The sequence below is a fragment of the Colwellia sp. 12G3 genome (assembly GCF_002836775.1).
Lineage (GTDB): Bacteria > Pseudomonadota > Gammaproteobacteria > Enterobacterales > Alteromonadaceae > Colwellia.
Map to the genome: position 1 here is coordinate 1 of NZ_PJAQ01000058.1, position 1,183 is coordinate 1,183.

At 35.5% G+C, this 1,183-nt stretch carries 2 protein-coding genes; one reads left to right on the forward strand and one right to left on the reverse strand.

Going from position 1 to position 1,183, the window contains the following annotated elements; all coding sequences use genetic code 11:
- Positions 1-95: 95 nt before the first annotated feature.
- Entirely contained in the window at positions 96-719 is a 624-nt protein-coding gene (locus tag CXF71_RS13050; protein ID WP_101233393.1) for a tyrosine-type recombinase/integrase, read from the reverse strand.
- Between the two features lie 72 nt (positions 720-791).
- Between CXF71_RS13050 and CXF71_RS13055 the strand changes: the two genes are divergently transcribed.
- The gene (locus CXF71_RS13055; protein WP_101233394.1) at positions 792-1,022 is read left to right on the forward strand and encodes a hypothetical protein; all 231 of its coding nucleotides are present in this window, start codon (positions 792-794) and stop codon (positions 1,020-1,022) included.
- Positions 1,023-1,183 lie beyond the last annotated feature (161 nt).

Here is a 1,183-nt window from a genome sequence, read left to right on the forward strand (position 1 = left end):
CGTATCTAAGTGAACGTAAATCTGCCTAATTCCAAGGACTAATTTAGGTCAGCAATGTGTTAGGAAGCGTCCATACTTCCTAAATCAATTGCGATTTAAATATCTATAGTTTCAGATATCTCAAGTGCGTCATCGACTTCGATACCAAGATAACGAACGGTACTTTCTAGCTTTGTATGACCAAGCAAAATCTGAACTGCTCTCAGATTTTTGGTTTTTTTATAGATCAAGGTTGCTTTAGTGCGTCTCATTGAATGAGTGCCGTAGGATGTTATATCCAAGCCAATACTTGCAATCCATTTTTTGACTATTCTTGCATATTGTCGAGTAGTTAAATGGTAATTGTCTTTTACTCTACTTCCAAATAAATAGTCACTAGAACGAAGTGATTTAAATGAGATCCATTTTTGAAGAGCTATTCTTGTTTTTTTTGTTATTTCAAATTGAACAGGAGTTCCCGTTTTTTGTTGAATTAACATAGCTCGTGATTGAATGGTTTTCCCATGAGCAATATCCGACACTTTAAGCTTTATGAAATCACATGCTCTTAATTTACAATCTAGTGCTAAATTAAACATAGTTAATTCTCGAAGATTATTGGCTAAATCGAGTCTTGTTCTGATAGACCATACTTCTTCAAGCTTAAGGGGGAGTTTTTGCCCTACAAGCTTACCTTTGTTCCAACTTGGTTTTGGTTGATAAAGTACAATGTTATGCATTATTTTACTCCTTCTTTAAGTGAACTATAATTATGAAACCATCTCGATTAAATTACTTGTTGGAGACACCTCATGACTAATGAACCTGACTGGATGAACCCAGCCAATGACCGTAAGACGCCATATACTGAAAAGGAGCTTGAGTTATTTGTTGATGGTTTTATTGAAGGCTTTGGAGAAGAGTGGGAAGACTTAAAATTCAAATTGGGCGAATCAATGGCAATACAAAAAATTAAGGACGGATTCATAGCCAAAGATGAAAATAATTTACATAATATCGAACCAGATAGTGAGGTTCATTAGAGGTTGAAATAGTACATTTTTCATGAACTAGGGGAGGATCTTAACGAAAACTGTTCGTTATGAAGCTGAGGTTAAGTTTATGCTGCTAATGGCAAATGTGAGCCTAAAGCGGTCAAAAATGGGGACTAATGCTCACCTCAATTTAAGTCGGCTTAGATACG

What these genes read in the sequence shown, in the direction of transcription:
- CXF71_RS13050 (WP_101233393.1), bottom strand. Translation starts at nt 719, where the DNA reads ATGCATAACATTGTACTTTATCAACCAAAACCAAGTTGGAACAAAGGT.
- CXF71_RS13055 (WP_101233394.1), top strand. Translation starts at nt 792, where the DNA reads ATGACTAATGAACCTGACTGGATGAACCCAGCCAATGACCGTAAGACG.